Below are 17767 nucleotides of genomic sequence, written 5' to 3' on the forward strand. Positions count from 1 at the left end.
AAAAAAAATTCAATCCAACAAATCAAACACATTTTTCTGGTTGATTTACCTTATTTCCGAGCCTTTGCAAAGTCTTATAATATAGATTGAAAATATGTGTTTTCTACCAGTTATACCCGACAGAAAATGATTTGCAAAATTTCAAAATCACAATTATTAGAAAATTAATAACTTGTGATTTAAATTTTTCCCACAATATTTTCTGTTCACTACAATATATTTAGCTAAATACGTCCGTTATAATTAATAATTTTTGCTAAATTTATAAACTACACTTCATTATTTTAGCTAATTTTGTTAAGTTACAATACAAAGAGCTATAAATCTACTGTTTACATTCAACCCTACCTACACAAACACCCCTAAATACCCACCGTCTCCTGCTATCCAGTCGGAATTGGAACTAATAATTTTAGAACATTACTTACTTAATAAAAACGGTCGCACGTTTCGGATATACAATGATATCAACCCTACTGATTTTTTAGTTGGCAAGTGTCCAGAACAGCCTGCACTTCAAGGATGGTAATCTCTTTAAACTCCTGATACCAACTGTGATTGATGTAATTGATGATATTGGTGACCTCAGTGGTACTTAATGATGCAAATGAAGGCATCTCTCTGACTAAAAATGTACTGTCTTTAAATATGGTATCTCTAATGCCATTTTTCAATATACAAGCCACCGCCGGACTTCCTAACAAACGCGAGCTGTTGAGAGGAGGAATAAGGGCTGCCAGTCCACTACCGTCTTCCATATGACAGTTTTGGCATTTTGCTGTATAAAGTCTCTGCCCTTGCATATAAGGTGTTGAATTACAAGAATATATAAAAATACTAAGTGTAAAAAAGACAGCATAAACAAAATGCTTATTTATTCTTCTGGACATTTCTCTACTTTTGATAACTTTCAGATAGTTTTTTGATATCAGCGATGATCTTTGGTGTATTTTCGGGGTCTGTCCCCTCACTAAAAGATCTGATATGTCCTTGCTTGTCTACAAGCAATATTTTTCCTGAGTGATCAAAACCACCTGGTGCAGTGGCATCTTCAAATGCTGCGACAAAATATGTATTGGCCAATTCAAGCGTTGCGTCTTTGTCACCTGTCAGAAAATACCATTTTTTATGGTCTATGCCCAGATTGTCAGCATACAGTTTTAATTTACCTACATTATCTCTTTTGGGATCAATTGTAAATGATACCAGTTTGACTTGCGGGTCATCTTTGACGGCTTCATATATACGCATCATTTGCTTCATGACCTTGTGACAGATTGACGGACATGATGTAAAGAAAAAATCAGCCACATAGATGTAATCTTTAAGCTCGGTATTGGTCATCAACACACTGTCCTGGTTGTAATGGTTGAATTGACCGACTTGGTGGTGGACTTCTTTTCCGTTTAGCATTTGGGTCTGACCGAGAAATGGCAATTCTTCTTCTGATTTGCATCCGGCTATAATTATAACACTTATAATAATTAGATAATGTATTTTGTACATGATATTCAATGGATTGTTGTAGTTAACTGGTAAATTTAAAAGGTATATAGTTGTCATTTTTTATAAATCATTTACACAACTCTCGTGCTTTTGTCTCATTTTACCATCCCTTTATGTTCAAAAAAGACAGTTGATTCGATCAGAATTTATTTCATGGTTTTTAATGAATCCAGGAGTTTTTGTGCCTGATGAATAGACCCATACATCTGATCACTTACGCTTTGTATCACTTCTTTTTCTTTATTGAGATACTCAGCTTCTTTAGATTTATCTTCAGGAACTTTAAAATCAGCCATCCAGCTCATCATAGCTTCATCAGCATTGTCAAGTGCTATGATGTTTTTGATGATAATTTCTTTACTGGCAGGTTTTTCTATTGCCTTAAGATCTCTTTTGAGCGCGTGAATAGTACTCATTTCCGGCATCACTTTATCATGAATGGCCATTACTTCATCGTACAATGGGCTGGTTTTTTTTTCTTCTGCTACCTGCTTCTCTTTACAGGCAAATACAAAGATGGTAAAAATAAAAACTGTAAGTAATCTCATGAAATTGTAAATTTAAACATTCATTCAATATCTGAAATTGCAAAATTAATGATATTGCACACAATTACAATGATCAATTCAGTTGTATTTGTCACTAAAATTTACTTTAGAACTATTCTATACAACAAATGGCTTGATAATTGATTTAAAATTTAATCATAATACATTCCAATGGCCGGCAATAAACCTTCTAAAAAAAAAGTTGCTTTTCCTGTTTCTGTACCACTAAAAAAGTATCTCGAGAAGCATAACAGAATGACTATTTTGCCGATTCAGTATGAAGATTTGATTCATTATATTGGTAGCACTCCATTGTTCAATATGAAAGGAAAAGATACATTTTGGGAAACTGTATTTTTTAGCGAGTATGATCAGAAATGGATTCATGATTCATTATGCCACATGTATGCATTGCTTAAGACTGATGGTGACCTTCAGGTCATCGACCATCTTACGGTCAGTAGAGTAGATTACTGTATTTTTGGTAATACAAAACCATTCAGAATCCGCATCATCAATAAACTCAATGACAATTATGATCATTTTTATATCAAAAAGACAGACGCGTCGCGTATTTATGGACTTGAGCTTGAAGAATTGTTATCGCCCAATAGTGTGTCCTACCTTGTAGAAAAAAATACTTTGATAGAGGAGCATATTGCGGGTCTTCCCGGAGATGACTTCATCAGCCACCATCTGGATGTTGATGTTTTCAACCAGATCCGAATTGCTAAAGAATTTGTAAAATTTAATGAGAGGTGTTTTGTTCAGTTACTCGGGGATATGAGGGCATACAATTATATCGTGGATATTACGCCCGATATTGAAGGGTTTCAATATCGAATCAGACCCATAGATTTTGACCAGCAGTCATATGAAGGTAGAAAACAATTTTACTTACCGCAATATTTCAAAGAAAATAATGGAATATTAAGACTCGGATTTCGGCATTTGACCCCAGACTCTGTCAAGCAATATCAGCACGAAGAGCGGTCGCTAATAGCCAGACGTGCCAAGATATCCAGTGAAAGATTAAATCTGCTCCTGGAGAGTATGGTTCAGGATGTCATATCAACTCCTGCTAAGGTCGAACAACTTCGTTATGAACTATATGAACACCATCACAATGCCGTATATCTCCAATGCAATACCATGGGTGAAATTGTATTGCAAAATATAAAACTTGTAGTCCAAAAAGAGTTTACACAAAGTATCATCGGCAATTGATCACTACTACGTGCCGGGGTAAGATGATCAATATATCTTATTCCTTTGTTGTTCTATTTCCTTGTCTTCGATATATTCGTCAAATGATTTGAGCTTGTCCAAAAAGCCCTTAGGTCCTATCTCAATGACCCGGTTTGCTATAGTTTGAGTAAAAGTATGGTCTCTGGATGTAAAAAATATATTGCCGGGAAAATTAAGAAGTGAGTTGTTCAATGTTGTAATCGTCTCCAGATCGAGATGGTTGGTAGGCTCGTCCAGCATCAGTACATTGGCTTCAGTAAGCATCATTCTTGAAAGCATACATCTTACCTTCTCTCCACCTGAGAGGACATTGGACATTTTGAATGTTTCCTCACCGCTAAACAACATTTTGCCCAAAAATCCCCTGATATATGATTCATCCTTTTCTGTAGAATATTGTCGCAACCAATCTATGAGATTCAATGGTTCATCAGAAAAATACTGCTCATTTTCGTTGGGCAGATATGATTTGGTGATGGTCTGACCCCATTCCATAGTACCGGAATCAGGTTTGATTTCACCGGCCAGAATTTTATAGAAAGCAGTCGTCGCCATGCTGTTTTTTGATATAAATGTGATTTTGTCATCATGATCGACATTAAAACTAAGGTCGTTGATGAGTGTTTCACCATTGAAAGTATAATGAAGATGTCTGACTGAAAGTATTTCTTTACCTGCATCACGAGCTTGTTTGAATATAATACCCGGATATTTTCGGGATGAGGGTTTGATATCTTCAATATTTATTTTCTCCAGCATCTTTTTTACGGGAAGTTGCCTGTTTTGATTTTGATGCATTGGCGCTAAACCGGTCGATAAAAGCCTGAAGTTCTTTCACTTTTTCTTCTGCTTTTTTATTGGCTTGTTGTTTTTGCCTCAAGGCCAACTGGCTGGATTCATACCAGAAGGTATAGTTACCGGTGTAGAGACTGATTTTACTGTAATCAATATCTGCAATATGTGTACATACGGTATCTAAAAAGTGTCTGTCGTGTGATACAATAAGTACTGTATTTTTGAAGTCAAGTAAAAAATCTTCCAGCCAGGAAATGGTATGCAAATCAAGGTCATTGGTAGGCTCGTCGAGGATCAGGACATCCGGATTACCAAAAAGTGCCTGTGCCAGCAAAACGCGAACTTTTTGGTTCCCATCAAGTTCTTGCATTTCCTTGTAATGGTCTGATTCTGAAATACCTATACCACTCAAAAGATTGGCAGCTGAAGACTCGGCATTCCACCCATCCATTTCCGCAAATTCTGCTTCGAGTTCCGATGCTTTGATACCATCTTCTTCAGAAAAATCTTCTTTCATGTAGATAGCATCCTTCTCCTGCATGATTTTCCAAAGTTTTTGATGCCCCATGAGAACGGTATTAAGGACTGTAACTTCATCAAATTCAAAGTGATTTTGTTTCAGCACCGCCATTCTTTTGCCAGTCTCAAGGTGGACACTTCCTTTGTTAGCTTCCAACGCACCCGAGAGTATTTTCAAAAATGTAGATTTACCGGCACCATTTGCACCAATGATACCATAACAATTGCCTTCTTTAAATGTCACGTTGACTTCATCAAAGAGTACACGTTTACCATATTGAAGAGAAATATTTTGAGTCGATAACATTATTAAATTTTAAAAATTGGCCGCAAAAGTAAGGAAATTATACTCCTAAGCCAAAAATTCCACTATTATCATTCCAAAAATTAATAAACAGCATAACTTAACTATGTAACCCGGGTTGCATACCACCTGATCCTTATTCGCTTATCTTTGCGTACTCGTTGGCTTTACAAAGTGAGCACAACGCAATTTAAACTAATGCCGTTTAGATAAGGAATTTTTCTTTGTTTTTACCCTATCTAAATCTTTCCCTTAGAAGGGAAAGACTTCATAAAGAGGTCTTAACTAAACGACATTGCAATTAAATATAAAAAAACAATCAGAAAGCATGCAATTTATACCTTCGCTGGAGTGGATCAAAAAATATAAAAAGGAATGGCTGAATGGTGATATCTCAGCTGGTCTTACCGTTGGGGTGATGCTCATTCCTCAGGGTATGGCCTACTCCATGTTGGCAGGATTACCGCCTATCTACGGATTGTATGCCGTCACCATTCCGCTCATTGTATATGCATTATTGGGAACATCAAGACAGCTTGCTGTTGGGCCTGTAGCGATGGTAAGTCTTCTGATATCTGCCGGTGTTGGTCAATTGGCTCAGTCAGGAACTGAACAGTATATAGCCCTCGCCATTTTACTGGCTTTTATGGTAGGAGTGATTCAGTTGTCGATGGGCGTATTCAGGCTTGGGTTTCTGGTCAATTTCCTCTCGCATCCGGTTATCGCCGGTTTTACATCTGCAGCGGCTTTGATTATTGGTTTTAGTCAGTTCAAACATTTATTGGGTATCAAAGTCAATGGAGAAAAGTTTCTGGACATAATGTCACAGATTTTGGAAAATATATCCAATACCCATTTGATTACACTCATGATTGGATTGACAGCGATTATTCTACTTTTTTTGGTAAAAAAAATCCACAAGCTTGTACCCGGACCACTGTTAGTGGTGCTGCTCGGGATTTTGGCAGTGTATTTTGGCGGTTTGTATGATTCGGGAGTAAAGATTGTAGGCCAAATTCCGGGTGGTTTGCCATCTTTCAGTATGTTTTCTATGGATATTGCATCTTTGAGTTCGTTGTTACCGACTGCACTGACGATAGCATTTGTAGGATTTATGGAGTCTATCGCTGTTGCTAAAGCCATCCAAGCCAGGCATAAAGACTATTCCCTAAGTGCCAATCAGGAGCTCATTGCCTTGGGTGCTGCCAATATTGCCGGTAGTGTATTCAAGTCTTTCCCAGTGACAGGTGGTTTTTCGCGAACAGCTGTCAACGATCAGGCCGGAGCAAAAACAGGGCTTGCATCACTTATCAGTGCTACTTTAATCATCCTTACACTTTTATTTTTTACGACTTATTTTTACTATCTGCCAAATTCTGTCCTTGCCGCCATTATTATTGTCGCTGTTTATGGGCTTATCGACTTCAAAGAAGCAAAACATCTGTTTCAAACTGATAAGATGGATTTTGGTTTGTTTTTAGCCACTGCTTTAGGAACACTCATATTGGGTATCGAAGAAGGTATCCTTGTAGGAGTGATATTGTCTATGGCAGTTTTGATTTACAGAGTATCTTATCCTCATTTTGCCGAAATGGGTCTGGTCAAGGATGGTCAGATTTTCAGGAATGTACTCCGATTTAAAGATGCCATAGTAAAAGATGAAATCATCGTTATGAGATTTGATGCTCAGATGTATTTTGCCAATACTTCCTATTTCAATGACAAAGTCAATGCATTGATTGAAAAAAGAAAAAATCCAAAGTATTTCATATTGGATGCATCTCCGATAAGTGCCATAGACTCTACAGCTGCACATGCTTTGCACGCTCTGATTGATGAAATGAAAAATGAAGGTATCGAATTTTTACTGGCCAATGCTATCGGACCGGTAAGAGATGCTATTGTAAAAAGTGGTTTGGAATCACAAATAGGACAGGACCATAGTTTTATGTCAGTCAAAGATGCATATGACTTTGCCATGAGAGGTTTAGGATAGAATTATTTTTTTTCAAAAAATGAGAGCAAGTTTGGAAGATTGTGAGTGGGCGGCCCTTTCAGGATGGAGGGTAGAGGACAGAAAAATTTATCTTTCAAACCTCTACTTGCCTGACCCCTAAGGTGGTGAATTGCATTTTGATTATAAATTGGAAGTTCTTTAGGGGTAGGTCAAAAACGGTTGATTGTCCTCAAATGTTAGTTTGCGGAGTAGCCTCATCCTTTGAAAAAACTTTCAATTCTGTCCTTGGCAAAAGGTAGTCTTTTCCTAAACTCGTACATGTCATCTTTCTCCAATGATATGGTGATGACACCAGGTTGATGATCCATTTCTGACAAAATCTGTCCATTGTAGTCTATTACCATGGAGACTCCTGGATATTCATAACCATTTTCGTCGGTACCAGTCCTGTTGATCCCAACTATATAACACTGATTTTCAATGGCTCTGGCAATGAGCAAACTCCGCCAATGATGTACCCGAGCTATGGGCCAATTGGCAGAATAGATCAATAAATCCTGACTTTCATATTGAAAACTAAGATAAGGAAACCGCAAATCATAGCAAACCAGTGGCTGAATCTTCCAGTTTAAAAAATTAAAATTATTGATACGCTCTCCGGTACTGTAGAAAGTTTTTTCTCCTGCAGGTGCAAAAAGCTGAATTTTATCATAACTGTGGACAACTCCAGTATGATCTACAAAAACAAATCTGTTGTACCAATCTCCGTCTTTTGTGTAAGGAATACTGCCGCCTATGACTATATGATAAGTAGCAGCCAATACCTGCAGTCTGGTCAAAGTATCAACTTGAATGTCTTCCGAGAGTTTCGAAGTATCAAGCACATATCCTGTATTGAACATTTCCGGCAATAAAAGCAGATCAGTGGTGCCTTTCAATTTTCTGCAAATGTCCTCGATTTCAGCAAGATTTCTTTTATGATCCAACCAAAAAGTACTAAACTGAAAAATGCTGACTCTTAACATGAAAAAAAGTTTAAAAAGATGACTAATTTTACTCCAAACTCCCGGATATAAAATGATAATTATGGTAAAATAGTTTTTGCACCTTTGAACATCCAAATACAAGCCAAAACACCGATCATCCCAAACGCTGCCGGAAGACTCGTGGCCTCGGAAATTAATCCAATGATCACCGGACCACACAAAAAACCAGCCATAGCATAAAAATTCATGGTTGCCAGGCCGTTCTCTCCAGTCAAACCAGATATACGTGTAGCACTGGAATAAAGGATGGGTGCACCACAAGATACGCCCAAACCTATCATACCAAATCCCAAAATTGAAGAAATCGTATAGGGAAAAATTATAACTGTCAATACTCCAGCAAAGGACAGAATAGCTCCGTAGGCCAATACTTTATTCCTCCCAAAAACTGGTATAATACCATCTCCAAAAAACCTGCCCAGAGCCATAAAAAATGAATACCCAAACAAACCCCATCCAACAAAATAGGGACTGGTTTTCACAATTTCATTCATATACACTGATGTCCAGTCACTCATACTTCCTTCCGTAAAATTGATACAAATACTAATAATGATAATAGAAAGCAAGACTCCGGATGGCAAAGAAAAATTCTTAGATTTTGAAGTTTTGTCCTGTGATATTGTTTCATTTTCCTGGTTTAAATGCATTTGTGAAATTTTCATTGCTGCCCAAAGGCCAATGACAATAGATATTCCCATCATACACAACATATGAACAACTTCATTCAATTCCAAAAGTAGTGTCAAACTCCTCATGAGAGATCCAATCATCAGGCCGGCACTAAACATACCGTGACAAGTGGACATGATAAACTGTGAGTGCAGTCTCTCCAGTATGGATGCCTGCATATTGATAGCTATATTCAGAAGGGTCATACCAACTCCCACCATCACAAGTGTAATCGGAAGGAAAAAAAGATTATTTGCCAGAAATGGCATCAGATAAACTAAAGATATAAAAAATATAGCGAAGATGGTCACTCGTTTTTGACCAAAACGCTGAATCAATCTGGCAGCAATAGGATTGAAAGACATGGCACCAAAAGGGAGGCAAAGCAACAACAAACCCAAAGTAGCATCGTTTAGTGAAAAAGTAGCTTTGATATACGGGATTAATGATGCCCAATTTCCGAACAGAAATCCTAATAAAAAAAATCCTGCAGCTGTAGCCAGATAGTCAGATTTTGAGAAGAAAATTTTGAGATGCTTCGGCACTTTTGAAAAAAATAAATTTAATAAAGTGCGAAGGTATACTTTATTTGTCCATATTATTTTAGAGTATATTTAAAATTTTTCTTAGTTGTAAATCAAGAGATTATGGTTCTGGCAATAAAATAATTAACGCATTTAGTGAACTAAATAAGGCGATTTTTTTGAAGTCAGGTTCATAATACATTGATTTTAAGGCAATAAAAATTTAAACTCTTAACTTATCATGAGTTTAAGCCAAAATCTTACCCGTAAGGTTTGAAATGGTTTTACACACAAATTCCTGACGATCCTGAATGCTGCCGGAAAGTAGAACAAATGGCTTTTTGTGTTGAATTAAATAATTTTGATATACAGTGAAAAGCTCATCCCTGTTGTGTGGGTTTTCTCTGAGCGGATCAGCTTCCCATGGAATATCAGGCAAACAGAGGAAGTACAAATCCTGGGTCGAGTTAACCCACATATCCAGCAAATGTTGGTCCATGAAATTGTATTTCACTTGCAGCCAAATGATAATAGTCAGCAAGTCTGTATCACAAATGATATCCCGATGTTGAATTAGTCTAAGGTTTTCATCAAACTGCTGCAGGAGACCGATTTCTCTGACATGGGATGCTTCATATGGAATTTCTAAACTTTCCATATACTCACGAGCCACCTCTTTGACAAGATATATACCGGATAATTGACTCAGCCAAGTGGCTATTGTCGATTTACCCGTTGACTCAGGACCTGTAAATACTATTTTCAATCTTTTAGGACTCTAGTGGAAGACTTTCTATTCTTTGCATCAGTGCCTCAGCTTCTGCATTTTTTGCATCAGATGCAGTTCTGTTTGTTTTTGACAAATGAAAAGCTTCTTCCTGAAGTTGTGAATATTGCTTTAAAAGAATTTCTCTTTCGCTTTTTTTCCTGAATAGACCAAACATAATAATGATTTTTGCAGTAAACAGACCAAATCATATTAAGTTCTTAATACTTGCCATAAAGTTATCAGCTTCAAAAGGAAAAACATCCCGCAAGATAAAAATGATCTAAAACAAGGCAAAAATATTACTGTTATATATGATAGATCAAACAATATAAAGGTTTTTCATATATTTGCGCTTTAATTAGTTAAAAAAAGACAATGAAAAAGTTAAGATTGGACATTATGGCATTATCTCATAGTGTGACCCAGTCACATAATTATGCTGTGGTTCTGGGAGAAGAAAATGGTAAGCGAAGACTACCAATAGTAATTGGCGGTTTTGAAGCACAAGCTATAGCGGTTGCATTGGAGAACATGACTCCCAACAGACCTTTGACCCACGATCTGTTTAAAAACACCCTTGATTCCTTTCAGATAGAACTGAAGGAAGTGATCATCAACAATCTGCTTGATGGGATATTTTATGCCCAACTTGTATGTGTTCAGGATGGTAATGTCATGCAAATTGATGCCCGGACTTCAGATGCCATTGCAATGGCTGTCAGATTTTCTTGTCCGATTTATACCTTTGAGTTCATCATGGAAAGCGCAGGTGTTATCCTAGACGAAGAAGAGAAGCCAACCAAAACACCGGTTCGCCCTAAAACAACTTCCATAGAAGATATGAATGTGCAAAGTCTTGAAAAACTTCTTGAAGAAGCACTTCAGAAGGAAGATTATGAAAAAGCAGCACAGATCAGAGATATCATAAGTAGCAAAAAGAGCATTGATTCCTGATATTTGTTGGCTATCAATACTTTACATCCCTAAACCCAAATCCTCACAATGACAAAACTTAGTGTCAACATCAACAAAGTCGCTTTGATCAGAAATTCCAGAGGTGCCAATTATCCTGATCTAGTAAAAATAGCCCGGGATTGTGAAGAATTTGGGGCAGAAGGTATCACTGTTCATCCCAGACCTGACCAAAGACATGTCAGATACGACGATATTGCTCCGTTAAAGGAGGTTGTCACCACTGAATTTAATATTGAAGGATATCCAAGTCCGGATTTTATGGAATTGGTCATAAAAAACAAACCACATCAGTGTACACTTGTACCTGATCTTCCTGGTGCCTTGACATCTGACAATGGTTGGGATACCATAACTCATAAAAATTATCTTCGTGATATTGTTGCCAGACTTCAGGATGCAGGAATCAGGGTGAGTCTCTTTATTGATCCTGTGGAAGATAGATTGTATGCAGCAAAGGAAACGGGCACAGACAGAATAGAGTTTTACACCGGACCGTTTGCTCATCAATTCAATAAGTCTCCTGAGAAAGCAGTGGCTTCTTTTACTGAAGCAGCCGTCATTTGCAATAATATAGGCCTCGGCATCAACGCCGGACACGATTTAAATCTTGAGAATTTAAAATATTTTAAAAATCAAATACCAGGTTTATTGGAAGTCTCCATTGGCCATGCCCTGATTTGTGATTCTCTTTATTTTGGGCTAAAAAATACGATTCAGATGTATCTGAAGCAACTTGATTAGGTGAGTATTTTTACTATCTATATTCTTTATAATCAACATATTACATTCTTCATATTCATTCCATCTGACTATATAGAATTACATATGCCGGCCACGGTAAGCTAAAAATCGGGTTAATTTTCCAATTAGTAATTTTTGGATTTACTAACTTGGTTACAAATTTTATAAACCTTATGGATTATTGGAGCGTTGTTACAATTATATTTTATAATGTGTTATAACAAACTGCACGAATTCAAATTTTCTTCATCGCTACCCTCAATCCCTGAAGGGACGACCTGCCCAATTCAACAATGTTTTTACCGTTTATTAAAAAAAACACTGAAAAAGTTCAATTTGTTACACACACTTTTAGAATAAATTACTCACCATTAATGCAAATAATTGTAAATTTGATCTTTTAACAAATTTGTTTCATAAACAACAAAAACCTGTTCAAACATGAAAACATTTAGATTTATCAGGATTCTGATCACCATTCCACTTGTTATGACCATGATGTACACCTACTCTCAATCAGATTTTCCATATAAAAAACCAACGGATGATGTTTTAGCTTTGGCAGATGCCAAACCGGCACCTACCATTCGGATGAATCATGATGCATCTGTGGCAATCCTCTTGTACAGAAATGCATTTAAGAGTATTGAAGAGCTTTCGGCTTCGGAAATCAAACTTGCCGGGATCAGAGTCAATCCCCTTACCAACTCTTCCAACAGGACAGGATATTTTATCAATGCAGGCCTTCTTGATGTAAAATCAGGAAAAGAAAATGCGATTTTGGGATTGCCCAAAGAAGCCAAAATGACTAACTTCATCTGGTCCAATGATCAGTCAAAGATTGCTTTTACCAATACCACTCCTTCAGGGCTCGAGCTTTGGTTTATAGATCTGAAGACATCAAAAGCATCCAAACTTACCGGTCCTGTCATCAATGATAATATTGGTAATTCTATTATCTGGAGCAAAGATAATTCCAGCATCATGGCCACTACTCTGGTCAAAAACAGAAGACCACTGATTGATACCAAAGTTGCCGTACCGACAGGTCCAGTCATCTCCGAAAATGTCGGTCAGAAAGCCCAAAACAGAACGTATCAGGATCTCCTGAAAAATCCTGTAGATGAACAGAACTTTGAAACACTGGTCACTTCAGAAATATCAAAAATAGACCTTACCGGCAAAATTTTATTATTCCGACCGGCATCTATGTACGTTGGGATGTCGTTTTCTCCTGATGGCAACTATCTTTTGGTGTATGAGCTTAAAAAACCTTTTTCGTACATAGTGACCTGGGATAGATTTCCTTATGATATACAAGTATTGGACAAAACTGGAAAATACATCAAAACTGTGTTGAGTTCGCCGCTGATTGAAGAATTGCCAAAAGGGTTTATGGCAGTAAAAAAAGGACCTCGCAGTCTTGGGTGGAGATCTGACAAACCTGCCACCATCTCTTGGGTAGAAGCACTGGATGAAGGTGATCCTGAAATAAAAGTGGATGAAAGAGATGCGGTATATGTTCTGAATGCCCCATTTGCAGACAAGCCAACACTCATTGCCAAGACCAAGGAAAGATATGCGGGTATCATTTGGGGCAATGATCAGGTAGCTGTCCTGATGGAGAGATGGTACAATACCCGAAATATGAGAACACTCGTTTTCAATCCTTCGGACATCACTCAACCACAACGACTGTTTAATGAAAGAAATTTTCAGGACAATTACAGCTCTCAGGGAAGTGTTGTCACCTCAAGGAATCAATTTCAGCTCAACACTCTCGAAGTAGCTGATAATCATGTTTTTTTGATTGGAGACGGTTTTTCTCCCGAAGGTAAACATCCTTTTATTGATAAATATGATCTGAAAGACTTTAAAAAAACACGAATCTACCACAATAAGGACAATACAAAACTTGAAGAGATCATGTCGGCCATAGATGTCAAAAAAGGCATTTACCTGTCAAGATTGGAATCTAAATCAGAATTCCCCAATTTTTACATCAGGAATATCACAACTGGTACAATAAAACAAATCACAAAAAATGAAAATCCATTCAAGATTCTGGACAATGCCCATAAAGAAGTCATCAAATACAAACGCCCGGATGGTGTAGATCTATCAGCGACTCTGTATTTACCGGTAGGATATGACAAAGCGAAAAAAGAAAAGTTACCTATGATCATGTGGGCCTACCCTACTGAGTTTAAGGATAAAGCCAGTGCCGGTCAGGTCACTGCCAATGTTAATGAGTTTACAGCTCCCAATTATGGCTCTCCGTTATATTGGCTTACCAAGGGCTATGCAGTACTTGATGACGCAGCCTTTCCTATAATCGGAGAAGGTACTACAGAACCTAACGATACGTACATACCCCAGTTGGTAGCCAATGCAAAAGCAGCTATCGATGTAGTGGATGCTATGGGATATATCGACAGGTCCAAAGTAGCGGTTGGCGGACATTCATACGGAGCATTTATGACGGCCAATCTATTGACACATTCAGACCTCTTTGCAGCAGGTATAGCCAGAAGCGGAGCTTACAACAGGACGCTGACACCTTTTGGATTCCAATCAGAGCAAAGAAATTACTGGGAAGCCCCTGAAGTATACGACGCCATGTCTCCGTTTCAGAATGCTGACAAAATGAAAAGCCCGCTTTTGATGATACATGGTGAAGAAGATAATAATGCCGGTACTCATACCATGCAAAGTGAAAGATACTTCAATGCATTGAAAGGGCTTGGTGCCACTGCCAGACTGGTACTATTGCCGAAAGAAAGTCATGGATATTCAGCAAGAGAATCTATCCTGCACATGTTGTGGGAACAGGATCAATGGCTTGAAAAATATGTAAAAAACAGAAAAAAGGATATCAAACCATAAGTTACGTTTGAAATGAATCAATATGTATAGTTTAAAAAAAATTGTAGCCCTTCTGATAATAATTATTGGCCTTCAAACCGGTATCAGTCAGAAATCAATGCTCCAAAGCGGACCGATGTTAGGTCCTGTAACCTTGAGAGATGTGACTCTGTGGGTACAAACAAAATCTGAAGCAAAAGTGCACTTTACCTATCAGGAAAAAGGACTGAAGTCTATACCTTTGAAAACGCCAATCATCACCACAAAACCAGACAATGCATTTACTGCCACCGTTCACCTTCCAAATCTGAAAACAGGCACCACTTACGAATATAAAGTATTTATCAATAATCTTCCTGTAAGTTTTGAGTATCCTTTACAATTTACCACACAGGAGCACTGGCAATTCAGAAATGATCCCAAAGATTTCACTTTTGTGGCTGTGTCATGTTTCTATGTCAATGATCCCGACTATGACAGACCCGGTACGCCCTATGGTGGTGAATTCGAAATCCTGGAACATATCGAAAAAGCCAATCCCGACCTCATGGTATGGCTCGGTGACAATATCTACCTGAGAGAAGGAGATTATGAAAGCCGGTCTGGCATCTACTACCGCAATACTCATACAAGATCGTACAAGGGGCTACAGCCACTGCTTGCCAGATTTCCACATTATGCCATCTGGGACGATCATGATTTTGGTCCCAATGATTCGGACTGGACTTATCCACTTAAACCTTACACCAAAGAAGCATTTCAGGCATTCTGGCCTTCAGAGTCTTATGGAGCAGGTGGTACAGAAGGCATCAACAGCAGCTTTATGTGGAATGACTGCCAGTTTTTTATGATGGATGGCCGATGGTACAGGACGGTAGAGACCGAAAATGGAACCATCCTCGGCGAACAACAAAAATACTGGCTCAAAGAGTCATTACTGTACTCCAAGTCTCCATTTAAATTTGTTTGCATAGGTGGTCAGGTGCTCAATACCGCCAAAGTATATGAAAATCATGCCAACTACGAGGCTGAACGCAATGAAATCCTGCAGTTTATTGATGACTACAATATCAAGGGTGTTGTCTTTATCACAGGTGACAGGCATCACTCAGAAATCAGCAAATTGGTCACTGACAAAGGCAATATCATCTATGATGTCACCAGCTCTGCGATCACATCAGGTACAGGTCCACATGAAGAACCCAATACACTCAGGGTACCCGGATCAATGATAGGTGTCAGAAATTTTGCCAAATTTAAGGTATCCGGCGAAAGAAAAAACAGAAAACTCAGCGTCGAATTTAAAAACTCAAAAGGTGAAAAGTTGTTTGAATATGAGTTGAAATAGGATTAATTTGTATCATGTTTCAGTGTTTTTTAAAATCATATACAATAAATTACATATTAAACAATAATTAATATAAAAGCTTACATTGCTGATTTCCGATTGTGTTAAATAGCATTTACAAGGATATTTAATCTTAAAAACTAAACTTATTGTCATTTGATATCTACAATACCAAATTCTTCCTTTGATTGGCCTTTTCATTTTTAGACAAAACTTTACAAAATTGCGTTAAGAACATAAAACTGTATGAGCCAAAACGAATGAATATGGCGAGAACAAAATAACGAAGTGACTCAAAAAGTTAAAAACGGAGATTAAATTCCAAAGGCGAGTTTTTTATGTTTAGCCATTTTGTGATGTTTTGACGTTAAGAAAATGAAAAAGCCTTGACTTTTTGTTTCTTTTGTGTCAAGACAAAAGAAAAAGATGCTAAAATCAATCTAATAAGAATAATTTCATATATTAATTTTTGAATGAAGAACGAAATTTGTAATTTGCCTTTGAAGGATTTAATCCGAGACTTAAGTGAAATTTTATCAACCATCAAACAGAAATCTCCTTGTTTAAAATAGCGTGGTCACCCGTTTACCGGTATGAGCTGCCTGAAGGCCACAGGTTTCCTATGGCCAAATACGATCTCCTTCCGGAGCAACTGGTGTATGAAGGTACGGCTGACGAATCAGACTTTTTCATTCCTGAGCAGATGTCTGAAGCTGATATTCTGCTGACACATACTGTGGCATATCTCACTAAACTTCATACTCAGACACTCTCCGCCAAAGAAATCAGGAATATCGGATTTCCCATGACGCCGGCACTGGTGACTCGTGGCAAACATATCGCCAATGGAACCTGGATGTGCGCACAATATGCGATGCAACATGGCGTATCACTCAATATCGCTGGTGGAACCCACCACGCGTATGCCGACAGGGGCGAAGGTTTCTGTATCTTCAATGATATCGCTATCGCTGCCAATAAAATGAAAAGCACCTACCCTGCCGCCAGAATCTTGATTATAGACCTGGATGTACACCAGGGTAATGGCACTGCCAAAATATTTGAAGACCAAAGGGATATTTTCACACTTTCTGTCCATGGAGCAAAAAACTATCCAATCAGAAAAGAAAAATCAGATCTTGACATCGACCTGCCCGATGGCACTACCGATGCAGTATACATGGATGCCATCAAAAAGCATATCCCTGATACCATCCGTCAATTTAAGCCCGACTTTATCTTTTACCTTGCCGGAGTGGATGTATTGGCCACGGATAAACTGGGAAGGCTGCATCTGTCCAAGCAAGGATGCAAAGAGAGTGACAAGTACGTACTTTCCTTGGCACGAAACCATCAGATTCCTGTTGCTGTAACGATGGGTGGTGGGTACTCGCCTCGTATCTCTGATATCCTGGATGCCCACGCCAACACCTTCAGAGCGGCGAGAGAAGTGTTTTTTTGTTGTAAAGGATAGAAGATGTAAAACCTGAAATGCAAAATAAAGTCGGGATAAAACTTTATAAAAAAAGCGAGTTGCCCCGCTTTAAATGTTTTCACAACGGAATAATCCTTATTGTGATTTGCTTTCGTAACGTAAAAATAAAATATTTTACCAACATCGAATACACATTTCAATAAAATAATTTATTTTTATTCTGAAATTCCTTATCGCAACTACATCTTAATGTCCGGCAAGAGGAACTATATTATCTAATGTAAATCATTCACCACATGAAAAAACGAATTTTAGGATTGAAAAAGGATAAAAATATTCAACCCTGTATTCCACCACCGATCACAAACGAGGGAATCCTGAATAATGAAGAAGTAATTGCACGCTTACAAAAAGCAATGGAAATGAATATTCAAAAATATGGCCATCATGATCCCAATAAACCTATGGAACGAAAACTAATATTTTACAAAGGTTGGCCAAAAGATGATAAATAA

General features: G+C 37.8%; 15 protein-coding genes and 1 pseudogene. 8 read left to right on the plus strand and 8 right to left on the minus strand.

The window, feature by feature from the left end; translation table 11 throughout:
* Positions 1–473: 473 nt before the first annotated feature.
* The 3 genes from IPK35_13270 to IPK35_13280 form a co-directional block, all read right to left on the minus strand.
* Entirely contained in the window at positions 474–890 is a 417-nt protein-coding gene (locus IPK35_13270) for a cytochrome c (GenBank protein ID MBK8054205.1), read from the minus strand.
* A 4-nt stretch (positions 891–894) separates the two neighbouring features.
* On the minus strand, positions 895–1563 hold the full coding sequence (locus tag IPK35_13275; GenBank protein MBK8054206.1) for an SCO family protein: 669 nt from the start codon (positions 1561–1563) through the stop codon (positions 895–897).
* Positions 1564–1652: 89 nt separating this feature from the next.
* On the minus strand, positions 1653–2054 hold the full coding sequence (locus IPK35_13280) for a hypothetical protein (protein MBK8054207.1): 402 nt from the start codon (positions 2052–2054) through the stop codon (positions 1653–1655).
* Positions 2055–2225: 171 nt separating this feature from the next.
* Between IPK35_13280 and IPK35_13285 the strand changes: the two genes are divergently transcribed.
* Positions 2226–3281: a hypothetical protein gene (locus IPK35_13285; protein ID MBK8054208.1), complete on the plus strand. Its 1056-nt coding sequence runs from the start codon at positions 2226–2228 to the stop codon at positions 3279–3281.
* 27 nt (positions 3282–3308) lie between these two features.
* On the opposite strand, the pseudogene IPK35_13290 reads toward IPK35_13285, so the two are convergent.
* Positions 3309–4923: pseudogene (locus IPK35_13290) on the minus strand (ATP-binding cassette domain-containing protein).
* Between the two features lie 325 nt (positions 4924–5248).
* On the opposite strand from IPK35_13290, the gene IPK35_13295 reads away from it, so the two are divergent.
* A complete protein-coding gene (locus IPK35_13295; protein MBK8054209.1) occupies positions 5249–6916 on the plus strand; it encodes a solute carrier family 26 protein in 1668 nt (555 codons plus the stop codon).
* 215 nt (positions 6917–7131) lie between these two features.
* On the opposite strand, the gene IPK35_13300 is transcribed toward IPK35_13295, so the two are convergent.
* The 4 genes from IPK35_13300 to IPK35_13315 all read right to left on the minus strand — a co-directional run bounded on the left by IPK35_13300 (position 7132) and on the right by IPK35_13315 (position 10063).
* Positions 7132–7902, minus strand: a complete 771-nt coding sequence (locus IPK35_13300) for a nitrilase family protein (protein ID MBK8054210.1) — start codon at positions 7900–7902, stop codon at positions 7132–7134.
* Positions 7903–7961: 59 nt separating this feature from the next.
* The gene (locus tag IPK35_13305; GenBank protein ID MBK8054211.1) at positions 7962–9140 is read right to left on the minus strand and encodes an MFS transporter; all 1179 of its coding nucleotides are present in this window, start codon (positions 9138–9140) and stop codon (positions 7962–7964) included.
* Between the two features lie 226 nt (positions 9141–9366).
* Positions 9367–9885: an ATP-binding protein gene (locus IPK35_13310; GenBank protein MBK8054212.1), complete on the minus strand. Its 519-nt coding sequence runs from the start codon at positions 9883–9885 to the stop codon at positions 9367–9369.
* A gap of 4 nt (positions 9886–9889) precedes the next feature.
* Positions 9890–10063 (minus strand): Lacal_2735 family protein, encoded by a 174-nt coding sequence (locus IPK35_13315; GenBank protein MBK8054213.1) that lies wholly within the window; start codon positions 10061–10063, stop codon positions 9890–9892.
* 200 nt (positions 10064–10263) lie between these two features.
* Here IPK35_13315 and IPK35_13320 point away from each other — a divergent pair, with 200 nt between their 5' ends.
* The 6 genes from IPK35_13320 (at position 10264) to IPK35_13345 (ending at position 17767) form a co-directional block, all read left to right on the plus strand.
* Positions 10264–10842, plus strand: a complete 579-nt coding sequence (locus IPK35_13320) for a bifunctional nuclease family protein (protein ID MBK8054214.1) — start codon at positions 10264–10266, stop codon at positions 10840–10842.
* Positions 10843–10890: 48 nt separating this feature from the next.
* The gene (locus tag IPK35_13325; protein MBK8054215.1) at positions 10891–11604 is read left to right on the plus strand and encodes a pyridoxine 5'-phosphate synthase; all 714 of its coding nucleotides are present in this window, start codon (positions 10891–10893) and stop codon (positions 11602–11604) included.
* A gap of 441 nt (positions 11605–12045) precedes the next feature.
* Positions 12046–14490 carry a S9 family peptidase gene (locus tag IPK35_13330; protein MBK8054216.1) on the plus strand — a complete coding sequence of 815 codons (2445 nt, stop codon included), beginning with the start codon at positions 12046–12048 and terminating at the stop codon, positions 14488–14490.
* Positions 14491–14512: 22 nt separating this feature from the next.
* A complete protein-coding gene (locus tag IPK35_13335) occupies positions 14513–15817 on the plus strand; it encodes an alkaline phosphatase family protein (GenBank protein MBK8054217.1) in 1305 nt (434 codons plus the stop codon).
* Positions 15818–16376: 559 nt separating this feature from the next.
* Positions 16377–17291 (plus strand): histone deacetylase, encoded by a 915-nt coding sequence (locus IPK35_13340; protein ID MBK8054218.1) that lies wholly within the window; start codon positions 16377–16379, stop codon positions 17289–17291.
* Positions 17292–17548: 257 nt separating this feature from the next.
* Positions 17549–17767: a hypothetical protein gene (locus IPK35_13345; GenBank protein MBK8054219.1), complete on the plus strand. Its 219-nt coding sequence runs from the start codon at positions 17549–17551 to the stop codon at positions 17765–17767.

The organism is Saprospiraceae bacterium (assembly GCA_016713025.1).
GTDB lineage: Bacteria > Bacteroidota > Bacteroidia > Chitinophagales > Saprospiraceae > OLB9.